An 18,888-nucleotide genomic window follows, 5' to 3' on the forward strand; every position below is an offset into this window, starting at 1 on the left:
ACTCGCTCGAGCGAATGCCCAAGACACCGATTCAGGCGCTGTCGTCGCAGAACGGCAGCGGTTAAGGGCCAATTTCGAGCGGGCAAACATGCACAACATTCCTGGGGCGACACACAAACTGGCGCAATCGATTCGCGCGGCAGGCTGGCTTTTTACCGGGTTGGCGGCGCTGCCGCTGCCCAATGCATTCGCGGCTGAGAGTGCTGATCAGGAGCCGACCCTCAAGTCGGTGACCGTCACGGCGACGCGCCGCGAAGAGTCGCTGCAGAAGGTGCCGGTGGCGGTCTCGGTGATCGACGGCGAACAGCTGGAACGCGACAACCGCAACGGCGTGGCGAGCATCGTCCAGCAAGTGCCGTCGCTGAATTTCCGCACCGGCGCGTCGAACAAGGACACCTCGTTGTTCGTCCGTGGCGTCGGCACGATTTCCACCTCACCCGGCGTCGAGCCGACCGTGGCCACGGTGATTGATGGGGTGGTTTATGCGCGTCCCGGTCAGTCGACCCTCGACCTCCTGGATCTTGAGCGCGTCGAAGTCTTGCGCGGCCCGCAAGGCACGCTGTTCGGCAAGAACGCCTCGGCCGGTGTACTCAACATCACCAGCAAAGCACCGACCGCCGAGACCCACGGTTACATCGATCAGTCCTATTACAGCGGCAACGAAAGTCGCACGCGTTTCGGCATTGGCGGCAGTCTGATTCCGGACACGCTCAAGGGCTCGATCAGCACCTTGTTCGGCAGCTACGACGGCAATGTCGACAACAAACACAACGGTCAGGAGGTCAACGGCTACAACCATCGTGGCGTGCGCGGCAAACTCGAATTCACCCCGAACGATGACGTCACTTTCACTCTGATTGCCGACTACATGCAGTCCCACGACGACGGCCCCAACGGTGTCGTCAGCAAGTCGCTGACCCCGGCGTTCGCCAATGCGCTGAGTCCGGTCAATGCGACCAGCCACAACCGTGACATCAACACCGACACCCGCAGCCACGTCGAGGACACCAACAAAGGTTTGTCCGGCCAACTCGATTGGCAACTGGGCGATTACACCCTGACGTCGATCACCGCGTGGCGCGGCTGGGATAACACCCAATATCAGGATGGCGACCGACTCGGCACGGTGACAGCAGCGTTTCCCGGCACGGCGGACAAGGGCGATCTGGCCTTCGATCAATACTCGCAGGAGCTGCGTCTGGCCTCGCCGAAGGGCGAATTCCTCGAATACGTCGGCGGCCTGTTCTACATGCACAGCAAGGACGACGAAACCTATCAGCGCACGCTGACCACGACCACCAGCGTCAACCGTGGCGTAGCCAATTACAGCACCACCAGCGACAGCTACGCGGCGTTCGGTGAAGCGACGTTGAACTTCACTTCGGATTTTCGTGGTATCGCCGGTCTGCGCTACACCCACGATGATCTGGAATACGATCACCGCCGCGTCTCCACCTCGGCGACCACCGTCAGCGGCATCCAGCCGGCGACCAGCAGTTCCGGTTCGGTGGATGAGGACGGCTGGTCCGGCCGCCTCGGCGTGCAGTACGACTTGAGCGACGCAGTCACCACTTACCTGACTTACTCGCGCGGCTACAAAGGCCCGGCCTACAACGTGTTCTTCAACATGCAGCCGCGTGACACCGAAGCACTCAAGCCGGAAACCTCCAACACCTGGGAGGCCGGTATCAAAGCGACGAGCTGGAACAATCGCCTGACCACCAACCTCGCGGTTTTCCACAGCGATTACGACAACTATCAGGCCAATTTTTTCGACACGGTGGCCGGGCAAGTAGTGACGCGCCTGATCAACGCCGGCAGCGTCAGCACCGAGGGCGTCGAACTCGATTACGCGTTGCAGGCCACCCAGCAACTGAAGCTCTCCGGCGCGCTGGCCTACACCCGTGCGCGCATCGACGAGTTCGCCTGCCCGGCGGGCGCGGCGGCGTCGTGCAATGTCAACGGCAAGCCGCTGCCGTTCAGCCCGGACTGGAAAAGCTACGTGCGCGCCGACTACAGCATCCCGCTGGATAACGGCCTGGATATCGAACTCGGCACCGATTACAGCTGGCAAAGCGAAGTGCAGTACGACATCAGCCAGAACCCCGACACCAAACAGGGCGCCTACGGCCTGTGGAACGCCAGCATCGCCCTGGCCGATTACACCAATGGCTGGCGCGTGGCGCTGCTCGGCAAAAACCTCACCGACAAGTCGTATTCGCCACTGCTCGCCAGCGGCGGCAACTACATCTATCGCGCCGTGCCACGGGATGACGAGCGCTACTTCGGCGTGCAATTACGCAAGGATTTCTGAGATGAGCAGACAGCTGAAGCTTGGAGCGTTCCTCATGGCCACCGGGCACCACGTTGCAGCGTGGCGTCATCCGGATGTGCCGGCCAATGCCGGTCTCGATTTCGCCCATTACAAACGGCTGGCGCAGATTGCCGAGGCGGCGAAATTCGATGCGCTGTTCGTTGCCGACAGCGTCGCCGCGCCGACCCAGGACATCGCCAGTCGCATGGCGCGCTCGGATCACTTCGAGCCACTGACGTTACTTTCGGCATTGAGTGCGGTGACCGAGCACATCGGCCTGATCGCCACGGCGACCACCAGCTACAACGAGCCGTACCATGTGGCGCGTAAATTTGCTTCACTGGATCATTTGTCGGGTGGGCGAGCGGGGTGGAATCTGGTGACTTCGGATAACGCCGCCGAAGCTCTGAATTTCGGTCGCGAGGAGCATATCGGCCACGCCGAACGCTACAGCCGTGCCCGTGAATTTCATCAGGTGGTGACCGGGCTCTGGGACAGTTGGGAGGATGATGCCTTTCACCGCGACAAGGCCAGCGGTGCGTATTACGACCCGGAAAAGCTCCACGTGCTCGATCACGTCGGCGAGCACTTTCGCGTCAAAGGTCCGCTGAACGTCGCACGCTCACCTCAGGGGCAACCGGTGATTGTGCAGGCTGGCTCCTCCGAAACCGGGCGCGAACTGGCGGCGCAAACGGCTGAAGTGGTGTTCACAGCACAGACTTCATTGGCCGGCGCGCAAGCGTTCTATGCCGACCTCAAAGGACGTTTGCCCAAGTACGGTCGCAGTGCCGATTCGTTGAAAATCATGCCCGGAGTTTTTGTCGTCGTCGGACAGACGGAAGCCGAGGCGAAGGAAAAATGTGAAACGTTTCAGCAATTAGTCGAACCCGAGGTTGGCGTCGCCTTGCTTGGGCGTATGCTGGGCAACTTCGACTTGTCGAAGTACCCGCTGGACGGGCCACTGCCCGAGTTGCCGCTGACTGACAGCGGGCAGCAGAGTCGGCAGAAGTTGCTGACCGAACTGGCGGGGCGGGAAAACCTCACGCTGGCTGAGCTGGGCCGCAAGATTGCTGGCGGGCGAGGGCATTACACTCTGGTGGGCACGCCGGTACAGATTGCCGATCGCTTGCAGGAGTGGTTCGAACAGGGCGCTGCGGACGGCTTCAACGTGCTGGTGCCACATCTGCCGGGCGGGCTCGAAGATTTCGCCAATGGCGTGGTGCCGGAACTGCAACGGCGTGGGCTGTTCAGAACCGAGTATGAGGGTCGGACGTTGCGCGACAACCTAGGCCTGGCCCGGCCCCAAAACAGATTTTTGTGATTGATAGAGCTGTTGTGGTGAGGGGATTTATCCCCGATGGACGGCGCAGCCGCCCCAAAAAATCTGAACAGTAACCGCAGATTTTGGGGCCGCTTCGCGACCCATCGGGGATAAATCCCCTCACCACAAAGTGTTCGACTTCAGATGACCAAAAGACAGACAAGAGAGGATTCGATGACTTACACCGCTGCCGAAAACCGCTACGACTCCATCCCTTACCGCCGCGTCGGACGCAGCGGTCTGGTGCTGCCGGCGCTGTCGCTGGGCCTGTGGCACAACTTTGGCGACAGCACGCCGATCGACACCCAACGCGCCTTGCTGCGCACCGCGTTCGATCTGGGCATCAACCACTTCGACCTGGCCAACAACTACGGCCCGCCGTACGGCAGCGCCGAAACCAATTTCGGTCGCCTTCTGCGCGAAGACTTCAAGCAGTACCGCGACGAACTGATCATCTCCAGCAAGGCCGGTTGGGACATGTGGCCCGGCCCTTACGGCCAGGGCGGCGGTTCGCGCAAATACGTGCTGGCCAGCCTCGACCAGAGCCTGCAGCGCCTCGGTCTGGATTATGTGGATATCTTTTATTCGCACCGCTTCGACCCGGACACCCCGCTGGAAGAAACCGCCAGCGCCCTCGCCACTGCGGTGCAGCAGGGCAAGGCTCTGTACATCGGCATCTCCTCGTATTCCGGAGTGAAAACCCGTGAAATGGCGGCGTTGCTGAAAGAGTGGAAAGTGCCGTTGCTGATTCACCAACCGGCGTACAACCTGCTCAACCGCTGGGTGGAAAAGGATCTGCTCGATACCACCGAGGAACTCGGCACGGGCGTCATCGCTTTCACGCCATTGGCGCAGGGCCTGTTGACCGACAAATACCTCAACGGCGTGCCGGAAGATGCGCGGGTCAATCGTCCGGGCGGTGGTTCGTTACAGGCTTCGCACTTGTCCGAGGCGAACATCGCGCATGTGCGTGCGTTGAACGAGATCGCCAAACGTCGTGGGCAGAGCCTGGCGCAACTGGCGCTGGCGTGGACGCTGCGTGATCCACGAGTGACCTCGGCGCTGATCGGTGCGAGCCGGCCGGAGCAGATTATCGAGAATGTCGGGGCGTTGAAGAATTTGAGCTTCAGTGCTGAAGAGTTGGCGGAGATTGACCGGTTTGCCCAAGAGGGTGGGATCAATCTGTGGGAGAAGCCTTTGACGGCGGAATAAGTGACTGGCGCCGAATGATTCGGCGCCTGCTCTGACGCTTTCGCGGGCAAGCCCGCTCCCACAGGGTTCCAGTCGTACACAAAAGCTGTGAACGGCGCTGTACCTGTGGGAGCGGGCTTGCCCGCGAAGGGGTCAGTTCAGACAACGAGGAAACCGGGTCTTATCTGAAAAACGGCACATCCCCCAAAACCGTAGCCCGCTGCATCACCCGCCGCGCCGGCCGGTAATCATCCACCGCGTAATGCTGCGTCACGCGGTTGTCCCAGAACGCAATATCGTCTTTCTGCCAGCGCCAGCGAATGGTGAACTCCGGCCGCGTCGCGTGGGCGAACAGAAACTTCAGAATCGCCTCGCTCTCGGTTTCCGACAGCTCATTGATCTTCGAAGTGAAGCCTTCGTTGACGAACAGCGAACGCCGTCCGCTCACCGGATGCGTACGGATCACCGGATGCGACAACGGCGGGTTCTTGCGTCGCGCCTCTTCCCACTGCGCCAGCGCTTCCGGCGTGTTGCCATAGCGCTCCAGCGGAAACGAGCGGGTGAAATCGTGGGTCGCGGTCAGCCCTTCAAGCAAGCCTTTCAGCGGTGCCGACAGCGCTTCATACGCGGCAATGCCGCTTGCCCACAGCGTGTCGCCACCAAATTCCGGCAACAGCTTGGCGCTGAGCACCGCGCCCATCGCCGGCGTCGGCAGGAAGGTCACGTCGGTGTGCCAGATCGCGTTGTCGCGCACGTCGGTGACAGCGGTGTCGAGAATCAAGACTTCTGGCTGTTCCGGCACGTTCGGGTAGATCGGGTGAATGTGCAGATCACCAAAATAATGAGCGAAGCGCGCCTGTTGCGACGGTTCGATCGGCTGGTTGCGGAAGAACAGCACTTGGTATTTGAGCAGCGCCTGCTCGATGGCGTCGCGGTGTTCCAGGCTCAATGGCTGGCTGATGTCTACGCCGCTGATCTGCGCGCCGAGGGCCGAGCTTAATGGGGTGATGTTCAGGCTGCTCATGGTCTTACTCTTCAAATTCGGGGGGGCAGAGCTTTTGTAGGAGTGAGCCTGCTCGCGATAGCGTTGCGTCATTCACAACAGCCGTTGCCTTTCACTCGGCAATCGCGAGCAGGCTCACTCCTACAAGGGATTTACATGAAATGGGTCAGTGCGCCTGGCCGTGCCACGGCACCAGTTTGCGTTGCAAAGCGCGCAAGCCCATTTCCATGGCGAAGGCGATCAGGGCGATGACCAGAATCCCCAGCACCACCACATCGGTGACCAGGAACTGCGCGGCCGACTGCACCATGAAACCCAAACCACTGGTGGCGGCGATCAGTTCAGCGGCGACCAGCGTCGACCAGCCAACCCCCAGCCCAATGCGCACACCAGTGAGAATGTCCGGCAGAGCGCTCGGCAAAATCACATGGCGAATCAGTTGTGCGCGAGTCGCGCCGAGCGACTGCGCTGCGCGCAGTTTGGCTGGGTCAACCGTGCGCACGCCGGTAGCTGTGGCGATGGCGATCGGCGCGAAAATCGCCAGATAGATCAGCAGCACTTTCGACAATTCGCCGATGCCGCACCAGATCACGATCAGCGGCAGATAAGCCAGCGGCGGAATCGGGCGGTAGAACTCGATCAGCGGATCCAGAACGCCACGGGCGATGCGGTTGGCACCGATGGCGATGCCCACCGGCACGGCGGTCAGAATCGCAAAACCAAGGCCCAGGCCGATGCGGCTCAGGCTCGCGCCGAGGTGCTGCCACAGGGTCGAATCCATATAGCCGCTGGTGGCCAGCAACCAGCCTTTTTGCAGCACAGCGGAGGGCGGTGGCAGGAACAGCGGCTCGATCAATCCAGTGGCGGTCACCGCCCACCAGATCACCAGCAAGGCGAACAACGTCAGCAGGCTGATCCAGCGCGTGCTGAGACTGCGGCGCACCGGGATCGCTACCGATGGGGTTTTCACTGCCGGGGCGGAAACGTCGTAACTGCTCATGCGCGCTCCTGCCGTTGAACGGCGCTGCGTTGCGAGAACACTTTGCTCAGCACGTGTTCACGGGTTTCGATAAAACGCGGGTCGGATTTGATCGCCCGTGCCGATTCGCCAGCGGCGTAACGCTGGCCGAAATCCAGGTGCAGACGCTCAACGATCTGCCCCGGATTCGGCGCCAGCAGAATCAGGTCGGTTGCGAGGAACACCGCTTCTTCAATGTCGTGGGTAATCAGAAAAACCGGTTTGGCGGTGCGCTGCCAGACTTGCAGCAGCAGCTCTTGCATTTGTTCGCGGGTAAATGCGTCGAGGGCGCCGAAGGGTTCGTCCATCAGCAACACGCGCGGGTCGGCGGCGAGTGCACGGGCGAGGCCGACGCGTTGTTTCTGGCCACCGGAAAGTTGCCAGATACGGCGGTTTTCAAAACCGGATAGATCGACCAGCGCGAGCATCTCGCGGGCGATCTTTTCGCGCTTGTCCTTGGCGACACCGGCCAGTTCGAGACCGAATGCGACGTTGGCCAGCACATCCTGCCAAGGCAGCAGGGCATCGTCTTGGAACACCACGCCGCGCTCGGCGCTCGGGCCTTTGACCGGCACGCCGTCGAGGGTGATGCGCCCGGCACTCGGTTCGACGAAGCCGGCAATCAGGTTCAACAGCGAAGTCTTGCCACTGCCGGACGGGCCGAGGGCCACCAGCAATTGCTGCGGCCCCAGGGTCAGAGAAATATCCGCCAGCACCGGTTCCGGGCTGCCCGGGTACTGTGCGCTGATGCGCTCCAGCTGTAGCAAAGCCATCGCAGTTAACTCCCGATCAGTTGGTGATGTATTTGGCGCTGACGTACGGCGCGTAGTCCGGCAGAACCGCTTCGACCTTGCCTTGCTCCTTGAGGAACGCGGCGGTGTCGGTGATGGCTTTGGTGGTCGGTGCGCCAAGGTCGCTGACCTGATCAGCTGCCAGTGGGTAGACGTTGCCTTGCAGCAGCAATGGAATGTCGCTGGCCTTGGCGCCGGAGAGTTTCACCAGTTTGTCGACGTTGGATTGATCGGCGAGCCAGGCTTTCGGGTCTTTGCGGTAATCGGCGTAGGCATCGAGGGTAACTTTGGCGAACGCCCGGACGATTTCCGGGTGCTTCTCGGCGAAATCCTTGCGCACGATCCAGGCATCGAAAGTCGGCGCGCCGAACTTGGCCAGCTCACCGGAGGTGATCAGCACTTTGCCGTTTTCCTTGGCTACTCCGAGGGCTGGGTCCCACACGTAAGTGGCGTCGATATCACCGCGTTTCCACGCAGCGATGATTGCTGGCGGCGCGAGGTTGAGCACGGTGACTTTCGAGGGGTCGATGTTCCAGTGCTTGAGTGCGGCGAGCAGGCTGTAGTGACCGGTCGATACGAACGGCACGGCGATTTTCTTGCCGACCAGATCCTGTGGCGTCTTGATCCCGGAGCCGTCGCGGGCGACCAGCGCTTCGGCGGCGCCGATCTGGGTGGCGATGAGGAAGGTTTCCACCGGGACTTTGCGGGTGATCGCAGCGGTCAGCGGACTTGAACCGAGGTAGCCGATCTGCACGTCGCCGGAAGCGATGGCGGTGATCACGTCGGCACCGTTATCGAATTTGCGCCAGCTGATGTCGGCCTTGGTGGCCTTCTCGTAGGCGCCGTCGGCCTGGGCGACTTTCGCCGGGTCAACGGTGGTTTGATAAGCGACGGTGAGGTCGGCGGCCTGCGCCAGAAAGCTCGCGGCAGCCAGAGAGGCCACGGCCAGCAGGCGAAGCGGGAAATGCAGTTTCATGGGAGTGCTCCAGTTCAGGCGACCGAGGATCGGCGTGGAAAGGAGACTAAATGATCTAAGAATCTAAAAATAAATAACTTTTTAGACTTAGCTTATGAGCGGAAAAATCTAAGAAGGAGGGTAGAGAGAGCCTTTCGATAGTTCCCACGCTCTGCGTGGGAATTCAGCTTGTGACGCTCCGCGTCACTGGGACGCAGAGCGTCCTTTGAGGCATTCCCACGCAGAGCATGGGAACGATCATCACACGGTATTTCAGGTCGGCGTACTTCGCATCAACACCGCAGTCAGTCCCCTCTCCCACTGGGAGAGGGTTAGGGTAAGGGGCTTTTAATTACTGATCGCCAGAATACTCGCCTGATACGACCCGACAAACACATCGAAATCGCCCACTTCGTTCTGCTCCAGCTCAGCCTGCGCCGCCAGCGAAGATCGCGCCAGTTCCTCGAACTTCGCCTGTTCATCCGCCGCCAACGGCTCGCTGCGGAAGAACTCGGCATGCGCCTGGCTCTGACGCAGGGAGAACTGCGCAAAGCTTTCCTTGTGCTCAGCCATTGCCGCCAACACCTGCGCCGAAGGCGTCAGCGACGGATCGCGGACCTTGGCCAGTTGCGCATCCAGCGCCTTGCTGTGCGCGTCGCCGCCATGGCTCTGATCCAGCAGCGCGGCGAGCGGGGCAATCTGTTCCAGCAGCTCGGTCGCCCAGGTCTTCATCTCGACCGGCTCACCGTCACGCTGCAATTGCAGGCCCGGGCGGCGACCTTCCTTGACCACGCTGAGGAAGTTCGAGGTGGCGTTGCCGCACGACGTGTTGGTCAGCAGCGGGCTGTCGTTCAGCGCGCAGTACAGCAGGAACGCGTCGAGGAAGCGCGACTCGGTCAGGTCGATGCCCATCGGCAGGAACGGGTTGATGTCCAGGCAACGCACTTCGACGTACTGAATGCCACGGGCCATCAAGGCCTGGATCGGCCGCTCACCGGTGTAGGTCACGCGTTTCGGGCGGATGTTGGAGTAGTACTCGTTTTCGATCTGCAGGATGTTGGTGTTGAGCTGCACCCACTCACCATCCTTGTGCGTGCCGACCTCAACGTACGGCGCGTACGGCGTGGCCACGGCTTTGCGCAGGCTGTCGGTGTAGCTCGCCAGATCGTTGTAGCACGGCGTCAGGCCGGCCTGGGCGTTGCTTTGATAACCGAGGTCGCTCATGCGCAGGCTGGTGGCGTAGGGCAGATACAGGGTGTCCGGATCGAGCTGTTCCAGCTGATGCGAACGACCGCGCAAGAAGCCTGCGTCCAGCGCCGGCGATGCACCGAACAGGTACATCAGCAGCCAGCTGTAGCGACGGAAATTACGGATCAACGCGATGTAGGAAACCGACTGGAAATCGCGGTCAGTGCCGACAAAACCCTCGGCTTCGCGCAGCAGCGGCCAGAGCTTTTCCGGCAGGGAAAAGTTGTAGTGAATCCCGGCGATGCACTGCATGGTCTTGCCGTAACGCAGGGCCAGGCCCTTGCGGTAGACGTACTTGAGCTGACCGATGTTGGAGGTGCCGTAATAGGCGATCGGGATGTCTTCCTCGGCCGGCAACGGGCACGGCATCGATGGACTCCACAGGTACTCGTTGCCGAGCTTGCTGTAGGCAAAGCGATGAATCTTGTCCAGGCTCGCCAGCGTATCCGCCGGGTCGGGCAGGGCGGGCGTGATGAATTCCAGTAGCGACTCGGAATAGTCGGTGGTGATTTGTTCGTTGGTCAGCGCGGAACCCAAGGCTTCCGGGTGCGGCGTTTGCGCCAGTCGACCTTCGCTGGTCACGCGCAGGCATTCACGTTCGATACCGTGAAGGCACTGTTCGAGCAGAGAGAGGTTGGCGCGCTCGCCGAGCAGAGCCAGGCGGCGGTTGAGAAGTTCGCTCAATTTGGATTCCTTCACGCGTCAGTCGCCCCAATATGGGGGTGGGCAGGACGGTCTACAAGGGTGAAGTTGAAACTGGCGTTTTCGCCTGGTTTTTGAGCCACAACGGCCCGTGTCGATTGCCAACTTCACTCCTTGAATCTGGCTATTGCGCGCACGGAAAAGTTCGACGCCGCAGACGCAGCGCCGAAATTAACTCAAATTGATGACCAGTAGCTACAGGACAGCGAACGTGCCTTGCGCTTTTGCGACCAGTTTGTCCCCTTGCATTACGTCGGCTTCGACCACCAGCGTACGCCGGCCCGGGTGGATCACCCGCGCCGTGCACAGCACCTCACCGTCGGAAACGGCACGGATATAGTTGATCTTGCACTCGATGGTCGCGCTTTGCTGATCGAAGCCATGCACGCTGGAACAAGCCAGCCCCATGGCGATGTCGACCAGACTGAACAGCGCGCCTCCGTGCAATTTGCCACCGCGATTGCGCAGTTGCGGTTCCAGCACCAGGGCGACTTGCGCCACCCCGGTTTCCAGGCTGTGCAGGCGGCAGCCCAACAGCTTGAAAAACGCGCTCTCGACGAGCCCGGCCGGAATTTCCATCAGCGTTTCTTCAACTGCTTGGCGTTGGCGAACAGCGAGGCCATCGCGTTGTTCACCGACGCGGCGGTGACGGTTTCCTTGCGTGGCGCGTTGTTCGAAGGCTGGCGCTGCGCCGAGCCCGGACGCGAGCCACGGGCGCCGTCGATCTTCTCGCCCGGGGTGTCGCCCATGCGCATCGACAGGCCAACGCGTTTGCGCGGGATGTCGACTTCCATGACCTTCACTTTCACCACATCACCGGCCTTCACCGCTTCACGCGGATCCTTGATGAACTTCTCCGACAGCGCCGAAATGTGCACCAGACCATCCTGATGCACGCCGATGTCGACGAATGCACCGAACGCGGTCACGTTGGTGACAACACCTTCGAGGATCATCCCCAGTTGCAGGTCCTTGAGGTCTTCGACGCCTTCCTGGAACTCGGCAGTCTTGAATTCCGGACGCGGGTCACGGCCCGGTTTTTCCAGTTCTTGCAGGATGTCGGTCACGGTTGGCAGACCGAAGGTCTCGTCGGTGAATTTCTTCGGGTCCAGACGCTTGAGGAACGCGGCGTCGCCGATCAGCGAGCGAATATCGCGGTCGGTTTCAGCGGCAATGCGCTGCACCAGCGGATAGGCTTCCGGGTGAACTGCAGAGGAATCCAGCGGGTTGTCGCCGTTCATCACGCGCAAGAAGCCGGCGGCCTGTTCGAAGGTTTTCTCGCCCAGACGCGCGACTTTCTTCAGTGCTGCACGTGTTTTGAAGGCGCCGTGTTCATCGCGGTGAGCGACGATGTTTTGCGCCAGTGTCGCGTTGAGGCCGGAGATCCGCGCCAGCAGCGCTACCGAAGCGGTGTTCACGTCGACACCGACGGCGTTCACGCAGTCCTCGACCACAGCATCCAGGCCACGCGCCAGTTTCAGTTGCGAAACGTCATGCTGGTACTGGCCGACACCGATGGATTTCGGATCGATTTTCACCAGCTCGGCCAGTGGATCCTGCAGGCGACGGGCGATGGACACTGCACCACGGATCGACACGTCCAGATCCGGGAATTCCTTGGCCGCCAGCTCCGACGCCGAGTACACCGATGCGCCGGCTTCCGAAACCATGACCTTGGTCATCTTCATGGCCGGGTATTTTTTGATCAGCTCGATCGCCAGTTTGTCGGTCTCACGGCTGGCGGTGCCGTTGCCGATGGCGATCAGGTCCACCGAGTGCTTGGCGCACAGGGCGGCCAGGATGGCGATGGTCTGGTCCCACTTGTTGTGCGGAACGTGCGGGTAAACCGTGGCGTGATCCAGCAGCTTGCCGGTCGAATCGACCACCGCGACCTTGCAACCGGTACGCAGGCCCGGGTCGAGGCCCAGGGTCGCGCGCGGGCCGGCCGGCGCGGCCAGCAGCAGGTCATGCAGGTTGTGGGCGAACACGTTGATCGCCTCGGTTTCGGCGCCGTCGCGCAGCTCGCCGAGCAGGTCGGTTTCCAGATGGGTGTAGAGCTTGACCTTCCAGGTCCAACGCACCACTTCGCCGAGCCATTTGTCGGCCGGACGGTTCTGGTTCTGGATATTGAATTGCTGACCGATCATGCCTTCGCACGGGTGCATGGTGCCCGGCAGCTCGTCGCCGACCTTCAGCGCAGAGCTGAGGATGCCTTCGTTACGGCCACGGAAAATCGCCAGCGCGCGGTGCGACGGCATGCTTTTCAGCGGTTCGTCGTGTTCGAAGTAGTCTCGGAACTTGGCGCCTTCCTCTTCCTTGCCGGCGATGACGCGGGCACTGAGGGTCGCTTCCTGCTTGAGGTAATTGCGCAGCTTTTCCAGCAGGCTGGCGTCTTCGGCAAAGCGCTCCATCAGGATGTATTTGGCGCCTTCGAGCGCCGCCTTCACATCAGCCACGCCTTTTTCGGCGTCGACGAAACGTGTGGCTTCGGCTTCCGGGGTCAGGTTCGGGTCGTTGAACAGGCCGTCGGCCAGCTCGCCGAGGCCGGCTTCCAGGGCGATCTGGCCCTTGGTGCGGCGCTTCTGCTTGTACGGCAGGTACAAGTCTTCAAGGCGAGTCTTGGTGTCGGCGAGCTTGATGTCGCGTTCAAGCTGCGGAGTGAGTTTGCCTTGCTCTTCGATGCTGGCGAGGATGCTGATGCGCCGTTCGTCGAGTTCTCGCAGGTAGCGCAGGCGCTCTTCCAGATGACGCAACTGGGTGTCATCGAGGCTGCCGGTGACTTCTTTCCGGTAACGGGCGATGAAGGGAACGGTAGAGCCTTCATCGAGTAGCGCGACGGCCGCTTCGACCTGTTGTGGGCGTACGCCGAGTTCCTCGGCGATGCGGCTGTTGATGCTGTCCATAAAACCACCTGACATATTGTGAAAGCAGGCTCGCAGGCACGGAAATAAATGCCCGGAGTCTGGTTGAGCGGCTTGAAGATTGCCGCTGCCTGGGTCAAAAGGCAGCCCATTGACCCGTGAAATCGAACAATTACTGCGCCGGGCAGGAAAAAAAGGCCTGCCACCTGCGGTAACGATTCAGACGTTGCCTGGCACAAAACGCCGCGCATTATAACCAGCGTTCTGTCATTCGGGGGCGTTGCAGTCTGTAGGCATAAACCCCGGTTTTCTGGCAGTGAAGGAAAAATCTGCTAACAATGCACACGGTGCGTATAACGGCAGCTACGCCATAATGCGCGCCGAGCTAAAAGGAGCATCCAATGAGCAGCACTGCACAAACTGCTGAAGGCGAAAAAATTCTCATCGTTGACGACGATCCGGGGCTGAGCAGCCTGCTGGAACGGTTTTTCGTCAGCAAGGGCTACCGCGCCCGTACCGTACCGAACACCGAGCAGATGGATCGTCTGCTGTCGCGTGAAGTTTTCAATCTGGTCGTACTCGACCTGATGCTGCCTGGCGAAGACGGTCTGACCGCCTGCCGCCGTTTGCGGGCGGCAAACAACCAGATTCCGATTATCATGCTCACCGCCAAGGGCGATGAGATGAGCCGCATCAAGGGCCTGGAACTGGGCGCCGACGATTATCTGGCCAAGCCGTTCAACCCGGACGAGCTGATGGCTCGGGTCAAAGCGGTGCTGCGTCGTCAGGCCGCACCGGTACCGGGCGCACCGGGCAGCGAAGACGAAAACGTCACTTTCGGTGATTACGTATTGTCGCTGGCCACTCGCGAACTGAAGCGCGGCGACGAAGTGCACATGCTCACCACCGGTGAGTTTGCGGTACTCAAGGCCTTGGTGATGAACGCGCGTCAGCCATTGACCCGCGACAAACTGATGAACCTGGCCCGTGGCCGCGAGTGGGATGCTCTGGAGCGTTCCATCGACGTACAGATCTCCCGTCTGCGCCGGATGATCGAGCCTGATCCGTCGAAACCGCGCTATATCCAGACTGTCTGGGGCGTGGGCTACGTGTTCGTACCGGATGGCGCCGCCACCAAGTGATCGGCGATTTGTAGGAGCGGGTCTGCGGGGGCTGGTCGAACGGCCATGCCCGCAGACTCGCAATCCGCAATATGCGAGCATTGCTCGCTCCTGCAAGTGTGTAGCGGTTATAGATGAAAACCCCCGTCTGGTTCCCCCAAAGTTTTTTCTCCCGCACCCTCTGGCTGGTGCTCATCGTCGTGCTGTTTTCCAAGGCGCTGACCCTGGTTTATCTATTGATGAACGAGGACGTGCTGGTGGATCGCCAATACAGCCACGGCGTCGCCCTGACGCTGCGCGCCTATTGGGCCGCTGACGAAGAAAATCGCGCGAAGATCGCTGACGCCGCCACCCTGATCCGGGTGGTGGGTGCCGGCGTGCCGGAAGGCGAACAGCACTGGCCCTACAGCGAAATCTACCAACGGCAAATGCAGGCGGAACTCGGTGCCGACACCGAAGTGCGATTGCGCATGCACTCGCCGCCGGCATTGTGGGTTCGCGCGCCGAGCCTGGGCGATGGCTGGTTGAAAGTCCCGTTGTATCCGCACCCGTTGCGTGGCCAGAAAATCTGGAACGTGCTCGGCTGGTTCCTGGCGATCGGTTTGCTGTCGACCGCCTCGGCGTGGATTTTCGTCAGCCAGCTCAACCAACCCTTGAAGCGTCTGGTCTACGCTGCCCGGCAACTCGGTCAGGGTCGCAGCGTGCGCCTGCCGATCAGCGATACGCCAAGCGAAATGACCGAGGTGTATCGCGCCTTCAACCAGATGGCCGAAGATGTCGAACAGGCCGGCCGTGAGCGTGAATTGATGTTGGCAGGGGTTTCCCACGACTTGCGTACACCGTTGACCCGATTACGGCTGTCGCTGGAGTTGATGGGCGACCGCAACGACCTGACTGACGACATGGTGCGCGATATCGAAGACATGGACGCGATTCTCGACCAGTTCCTAGCGTTCATCCGTGATGGTCGTGATGAGTCGGTGGAGGAGGTCGATCTCAGCGATCTGGTGCGTGAGGTGGCGGCACCGTACAACCAGAACGAAGAGAAAGTGCGCTTGCGCCTCGAGCCGATCCAGCCGTTTCCGCTACGTCGGGTGTCGATGAAACGCCTGTTGAACAACTTGATCGGCAACGCCTTGAATCATGCTGGCAGCAGTGTGGAAGTCGCCGCCTATGTGTCCGGTGATGTCAGCGCGCCGTATGTGGTGCTGAGCGTGATGGACCGCGGGGCGGGGATCGATCCTTCGGAACTTGAAGCGATTTTCAACCCGTTTACCCGAGGAGATCGGGCGCGGGGCGGCAAGGGCACCGGGTTGGGGCTGGCGATCGTGAAGCGGATTGCTTCGATGCATGGGGGCAATGTTGAGTTGCGTAACCGGTCTGGGGGTGGGCTTGAAGCGCGGGTGCGGTTGCCGTTGGGGCTGATGTTGCCGCGGGATGCCGTTTAAAACATAAACCCTCACCCCAGCCCTCTCCCAGAGGGAGAGGAGGCCGACCGAGGTGTCTGGCGTTGTACATCGACCTGAAAGACTGGCTCGATTGTGGATTCGGCACAGCAGGATCAGGTCGGCGTATCTCTTAAGCATCTCCCTATCAGTCCCCTCTCCCTATGGGAGAGGGTTAGGGTGAGGGGCTCTTGCTCTTCGCTCTAGCCCTTACCCTTGGTGCGAGTCATATTCGGCCCGCCATTCTTCTCAAGGTGCTCGATGATGATCCCCGCCACATTCTTCCCTGTGGTGGTCTCGATCCCCTCCAGCCCCGGCGACGAGTTCACTTCCATCACCAGCGGCCCATGATTGGAACGCAGGATATCCACACCCGCCACCGCCAGGCCCATGACTTTGGCAGCACGCAACGCGGTCATGCGTTCTTCCGGGGTGATCTTGATCAGGCTGGCGCTGCCGCCGCGATGCAGGTTGGAACGGAATTCACCCGGTTTGGCCTGACGCTTCATCGCCGCGATCACCTTGTCGCCGACTACAAAGCAGCGGATGTCCGCGCCGCCCGCTTCCTTGATGTATTCCTGAACCATGATGTTCTGCTTCAGGCCCATGAACGCCTCGATCACCGACTCCGCAGCGGTCGCGGTTTCGCACAACACCACCCCAATGCCCTGAGTGCCTTCCAGCACTTTGATCACCAGTGGCGCGCCGTTGACCATGTCGATCAGGTCGGGGATGTCATCCGGCGAGTGGGCAAACCCGGTCACCGGCAAACCGATGCCGCGCCGCGAAAGCAACTGCAGCGAGCGCAACTTGTCCCGCGAACGGGCAATCGCCACCGATTCGTTGAGCGGGAACACACCCATCATTTCAAACTGACGCAACACTGCGCAGCCATAGAACGTCACCGACGCGCCGATCCGCGGGATCACCGCGTCGAAACCTTCCAGCGGTTTGCCGCGATAGTGGATCTGCGGCTTGTGGCTGGCGATGTTCATGTAGGCGCGCAAAGTGTCGATCACTACCATTTCATGCCCGCGTTCGGTGCCAGCTTCGACCAGACGACGGGTGGAATACAGACGCGGATTCCGCGACAGCACAGCGATCTTCATGCAACACCTGTGGAGGAGGTAGATACCGGGAACACCGGCTTGTCTTGTACATATTTGATGCCCGGATTGACCACCAGATGGCCGTCAATCAGGGCTTTGGAACCGAGCAACAGGCGATAGCGCATGGATTTGCGGCAGGCGAGGGTGAACTCGATCGGCCAGACCCGATCACCCAGGGCCAGGGTGGTGCTGATCACATAGCGCTCCTGGGCATGGCCGTTGGAGCTTTTAATGGTTTTGCGCGTTACCAGCGGCGCTTCGCAACGGCGGTGACGCAACTGCACCACCGTGCCCAGGTGCGCGGTGAAGCGCACCCACTTCTCGCCGTCGCGCTCGAACGGCTCGATGTCGGTGGCATGCAGGCTGGAGGTGCTGGCACCGGTGTCGATTTTCGCCCGCAGGCCGGCGACTCCCAAATCCGGGAGCGCAACCCACTCGCGCAGACCGACAACGGTCAAATGGTCAAATGTCTTCAATGGATAAAACCAACGATTAACGCGTCCACGCCTCAGGTGAAACCTGGGCCAACGCTTTGAATGCAGGTTTGGCGAACCAGTACCCCTGCATCAGAAATATTCCACAGTCCGCCAGGAAATCCCGTTCACCGGCGCTCTCGATGCCTTCGGCGATGACTGTAACGTCCAACTCCGCACAGATTGTGACAATCCCCCGGACGATAGCCTGACGAACGCGGTCTTGATCGACATCGCGGATCAGCGCCATGTCGAGTTTGATCAGGTCCGGTTGGAAATCAGCCAGCAGATTGAGCCCCGAATAACCGGCACCGAAATCGTCGATGGCGGTCTTGAAGCCGAATTCGCGGTATTCACGCAGAATATTGGTCAAATGGCGATAGTTATCTACGTGCTCGCTTTCCAGGGTTTCGAAAATCAGTCGGTCGATCGGGAAACTGTGTTTTTTGGCGGCCTCCAGGGTGCTGCGAATGCATAGCTCTGGACGATAGACGGCGTTGGGCATGAAGTTGATCGACAAGTGTGTCTGCATATTAAGGTTGGCCGCGCCTTCGATGGCGCGGGTCCGGCAGAGTTGGTCGAAGCGGTAGCGGTTGTCTTCTGTAACCTGATCTAACACCGTCAATGCGCCTTCACCAGCCAGACCACGGACCAGCGCCTCATGGGCGAAAATCGACTGGTCGCGCAGATCGACGATAGGTTGGTAGGCGAAGTCAAAATCAAAACCCAGCGGTTCGCTTTGCTGGCAGCCCTGGCAACCGGCCTGGGGCGAGGTCAATGAAGACGGAAATTTAGTCACTCGATCACTCCATGCCGCTGAACCGGCGAAGATCACAGTCTATCTGGAGGGCCGAATTCTTGCGCCCGACAGAAACGGTAGTACAGTTCCGACTACTGGCAGAACGAGGAATTCATATGGCGCAAAAACAGGAAGAAGACGACAAGGTCCGTCTCGATAAATGGTTGTGGGCTGCGCGTTTTTATAAAACCCGGGCCTTGGCCAAAGCAGCGATCGAGAGTGGCAAAGTGCATTGTCGGGGCGAGCGCTGCAAACCAGGCAAAGAGCCACGCATCGGCGATGAATTCGAGATTCGTACTGGTTTCGAAGTGCGTACGGTGAAGGTCGAAGCCTTGTCGATTGTGCGTCGTGGCGCGCCTGAAGCGCAGACGTTGTATGCGGAAACCGAAGCGAGCGTGGCAAAACGCGAAGCGGCTGCGGCGATGCGCAAGGCGGGTGCCTTGGGCGTGAGCACCGATGGCAAGCCGAGCAAGAAGCAGCGGCGGGATCTGTTTAAATTTCGTGGGAACAGTAACGACGAGTAGAGCCGTAGTTGCT

General features: G+C 60.5%; 16 protein-coding genes. 6 read left to right on the forward strand and 10 right to left on the reverse strand.

The window, feature by feature from the left end; all coding sequences use genetic code 11:
* Positions 1 to 88: 88 nt before the first annotated feature.
* The 3 genes from KI231_RS01270 to mgrA all read left to right on the forward strand — a co-directional run bounded on the left by KI231_RS01270 (position 89) and on the right by mgrA (position 4,847).
* Entirely contained in the window at positions 89 to 2,314 is a 2,226-nt protein-coding gene (locus tag KI231_RS01270; protein ID WP_213027227.1) for a TonB-dependent receptor, read from the forward strand.
* Position 2,315: 1 nt separating this feature from the next.
* Entirely contained in the window at positions 2,316 to 3,635 is a 1,320-nt protein-coding gene (locus tag KI231_RS01275) for an LLM class flavin-dependent oxidoreductase (RefSeq protein WP_213027228.1), read from the forward strand.
* A gap of 174 nt (positions 3,636 to 3,809) precedes the next feature.
* Complete coding sequence (mgrA, locus tag KI231_RS01280) at positions 3,810 to 4,847, forward strand: L-glyceraldehyde 3-phosphate reductase (protein WP_213027229.1); 1,038 nt, start codon at positions 3,810 to 3,812, stop codon at positions 4,845 to 4,847.
* A 160-nt stretch (positions 4,848 to 5,007) separates the two neighbouring features.
* Here mgrA and tauD read toward each other — a convergent pair whose 3' ends face one another.
* From tauD to KI231_RS01315, 7 genes are all read right to left on the reverse strand, one after another.
* Entirely contained in the window at positions 5,008 to 5,850 is an 843-nt protein-coding gene (gene tauD, locus KI231_RS01285) for a taurine dioxygenase (protein WP_213027230.1), read from the reverse strand.
* Positions 5,851 to 5,995: 145 nt separating this feature from the next.
* Positions 5,996 to 6,829 (reverse strand): taurine ABC transporter permease TauC, encoded by an 834-nt coding sequence (tauC, locus tag KI231_RS01290; RefSeq protein ID WP_166221357.1) that lies wholly within the window; start codon positions 6,827 to 6,829, stop codon positions 5,996 to 5,998.
* Positions 6,826 to 7,620, reverse strand: a complete 795-nt coding sequence (tauB, locus tag KI231_RS01295) for a taurine ABC transporter ATP-binding subunit (RefSeq protein WP_097086895.1) — start codon at positions 7,618 to 7,620, stop codon at positions 6,826 to 6,828. The genes tauC and tauB overlap by 4 nt, the downstream gene beginning before the upstream one ends.
* Before the next feature lie 16 nt (positions 7,621 to 7,636).
* Complete coding sequence (gene tauA, locus KI231_RS01300) at positions 7,637 to 8,614, reverse strand: taurine ABC transporter substrate-binding protein (protein ID WP_103304132.1); 978 nt, start codon at positions 8,612 to 8,614, stop codon at positions 7,637 to 7,639.
* Positions 8,615 to 8,941: 327 nt separating this feature from the next.
* The gene (gene gshA / locus KI231_RS01305; protein WP_103304133.1) at positions 8,942 to 10,525 is read right to left on the reverse strand and encodes a glutamate--cysteine ligase; all 1,584 of its coding nucleotides are present in this window, start codon (positions 10,523 to 10,525) and stop codon (positions 8,942 to 8,944) included.
* 213 nt (positions 10,526 to 10,738) lie between these two features.
* A complete protein-coding gene (locus KI231_RS01310; RefSeq protein WP_213027231.1) occupies positions 10,739 to 11,122 on the reverse strand; it encodes a PaaI family thioesterase in 384 nt (127 codons plus the stop codon).
* Positions 11,122 to 13,446 (reverse strand): Tex family protein, encoded by a 2,325-nt coding sequence (locus tag KI231_RS01315; protein ID WP_213027232.1) that lies wholly within the window; start codon positions 13,444 to 13,446, stop codon positions 11,122 to 11,124. The genes KI231_RS01310 and KI231_RS01315 overlap by 1 nt, the downstream gene beginning before the upstream one ends.
* A 359-nt stretch (positions 13,447 to 13,805) precedes the next feature.
* Here KI231_RS01315 and ompR point away from each other — a divergent pair, with 359 nt between their 5' ends.
* Together ompR and KI231_RS01325 are read left to right on the forward strand one after the other, a co-directional pair.
* The gene (gene ompR / locus KI231_RS01320; RefSeq protein ID WP_016986271.1) at positions 13,806 to 14,546 is read left to right on the forward strand and encodes an osmolarity response regulator transcription factor OmpR; all 741 of its coding nucleotides are present in this window, start codon (positions 13,806 to 13,808) and stop codon (positions 14,544 to 14,546) included.
* A 113-nt stretch (positions 14,547 to 14,659) separates the two neighbouring features.
* The gene (locus tag KI231_RS01325) at positions 14,660 to 15,973 is read left to right on the forward strand and encodes an ATP-binding protein (RefSeq protein ID WP_103304137.1); all 1,314 of its coding nucleotides are present in this window, start codon (positions 14,660 to 14,662) and stop codon (positions 15,971 to 15,973) included.
* Between the two features lie 200 nt (positions 15,974 to 16,173).
* Here KI231_RS01325 and rimK read toward each other — a convergent pair whose 3' ends face one another.
* From rimK to rimA, 3 genes are read right to left on the reverse strand one after another with little or no spacing between them, the layout of a single operon-like run.
* Positions 16,174 to 17,079, reverse strand: a complete 906-nt coding sequence (gene rimK, locus KI231_RS01330) for a 30S ribosomal protein S6--L-glutamate ligase (protein WP_007949201.1) — start codon at positions 17,077 to 17,079, stop codon at positions 16,174 to 16,176.
* The gene (rimB, locus tag KI231_RS01335) at positions 17,076 to 17,555 is read right to left on the reverse strand and encodes a retropepsin-like aspartic endopeptidase RimB (RefSeq protein WP_016986269.1); all 480 of its coding nucleotides are present in this window, start codon (positions 17,553 to 17,555) and stop codon (positions 17,076 to 17,078) included. Before rimB ends, rimK begins: the two co-directional genes overlap by 4 nt.
* Before the next feature lie 16 nt (positions 17,556 to 17,571).
* Positions 17,572 to 18,351, reverse strand: coding sequence for a S6 modification regulatory phosphodiesterase RimA (gene rimA / locus KI231_RS01340; RefSeq protein WP_103304138.1), 780 nt, complete (start codon positions 18,349 to 18,351; stop codon positions 17,572 to 17,574).
* Positions 18,352 to 18,467: 116 nt separating this feature from the next.
* Here rimA and KI231_RS01345 point away from each other — a divergent pair, with 116 nt between their 5' ends.
* Positions 18,468 to 18,875 carry an RNA-binding S4 domain-containing protein gene (locus KI231_RS01345; protein ID WP_103304139.1) on the forward strand — a complete coding sequence of 136 codons (408 nt, stop codon included), beginning with the start codon at positions 18,468 to 18,470 and terminating at the stop codon, positions 18,873 to 18,875.
* Positions 18,876 to 18,888 lie beyond the last annotated feature (13 nt).

It is taken from the genome of Pseudomonas sp. Seg1, from assembly GCF_018326005.1.
Taxonomy (GTDB): Bacteria; Pseudomonadota; Gammaproteobacteria; order Pseudomonadales; family Pseudomonadaceae; genus Aquipseudomonas.

Excerpts from the sequence above, each read along its gene's own strand:
- KI231_RS01270 (WP_213027227.1), top strand. The coding sequence starts at position 89 with ATGCACAACATTCCTGGGGCGACACACAAACTGGCGCAATCGATTCGC.
- KI231_RS01275 (WP_213027228.1), top strand. The coding sequence starts at position 2,316 with ATGAGCAGACAGCTGAAGCTTGGAGCGTTCCTCATGGCCACCGGGCAC.
- mgrA (WP_213027229.1), top strand. The coding sequence starts at position 3,810 with ATGACTTACACCGCTGCCGAAAACCGCTACGACTCCATCCCTTACCGC.
- tauD (WP_213027230.1), bottom strand. The coding sequence starts at position 5,850 with ATGAGCAGCCTGAACATCACCCCATTAAGCTCGGCCCTCGGCGCGCAG.
- tauC (WP_166221357.1), bottom strand. The coding sequence starts at position 6,829 with ATGAGCAGTTACGACGTTTCCGCCCCGGCAGTGAAAACCCCATCGGTA.
- tauB (WP_097086895.1), bottom strand. The coding sequence starts at position 7,620 with ATGGCTTTGCTACAGCTGGAGCGCATCAGCGCACAGTACCCGGGCAGC.
- tauA (WP_103304132.1), bottom strand. The coding sequence starts at position 8,614 with ATGAAACTGCATTTCCCGCTTCGCCTGCTGGCCGTGGCCTCTCTGGCT.
- KI231_RS01310 (WP_213027231.1), bottom strand. The coding sequence starts at position 11,122 with ATGGAAATTCCGGCCGGGCTCGTCGAGAGCGCGTTTTTCAAGCTGTTG.
- KI231_RS01315 (WP_213027232.1), bottom strand. The coding sequence starts at position 13,446 with ATGGACAGCATCAACAGCCGCATCGCCGAGGAACTCGGCGTACGCCCA.
- ompR (WP_016986271.1), top strand. The coding sequence starts at position 13,806 with ATGAGCAGCACTGCACAAACTGCTGAAGGCGAAAAAATTCTCATCGTT.
- KI231_RS01325 (WP_103304137.1), top strand. The coding sequence starts at position 14,660 with ATGAAAACCCCCGTCTGGTTCCCCCAAAGTTTTTTCTCCCGCACCCTC.
- rimK (WP_007949201.1), bottom strand. The coding sequence starts at position 17,079 with ATGAAGATCGCTGTGCTGTCGCGGAATCCGCGTCTGTATTCCACCCGT.
- KI231_RS01345 (WP_103304139.1), top strand. The coding sequence starts at position 18,468 with ATGGCGCAAAAACAGGAAGAAGACGACAAGGTCCGTCTCGATAAATGG.